The organism is Fibrivirga algicola, from assembly GCF_011742925.1.
GTDB lineage: Bacteria > Bacteroidota > Bacteroidia > Cytophagales > Spirosomataceae > Fibrella > Fibrella algicola.
On the sequence record NZ_WAEL01000040.1, the window covers coordinates 1 to 372 of the forward strand.

Below are 372 nucleotides of genomic sequence, written 5' to 3' on the forward strand. Positions count from 1 at the left end.
CATTGCTGCCCGTCCGACTTGCATGTATTAGGCCTGCCGCTAGCGTTCATCCTGAGCCAGGATCAAACTCTCCATCGTAAATATGTGTGCTACCGAAGTAGCGTGTCTTTTGTTGATGCAGACTGATGACCCGCTTCCGAAGAAGTGAGCCGATCAAACTGATCAAGACTTGTTAATTGTATTGCTGACAGTTGGTCAAAGAACGAAGCGATCAGCCGTTGCCGATCGTGGTGCCAAATACCCTGGCTGGTTACTCAAAGTGAAGGCCGGTACTAAACTGACTGGGTGGCTCTCATTTTGTTTCCCTCATTTGGGACTGCAAAGGTACGCGGTTTATTTCGTTTGTCAAGCATTTGGCGAAAATTATTTTTA

General features: G+C 47.0%; 1 rRNA gene. It reads right to left on the reverse strand.

The annotated features are described in order from the left end of the window. Positions 1-78: ribosomal RNA gene (locus tag F7231_RS27110) — 16S ribosomal RNA — on the reverse strand; the annotation flags it as partial. Positions 79-372 lie beyond the last annotated feature (294 nt).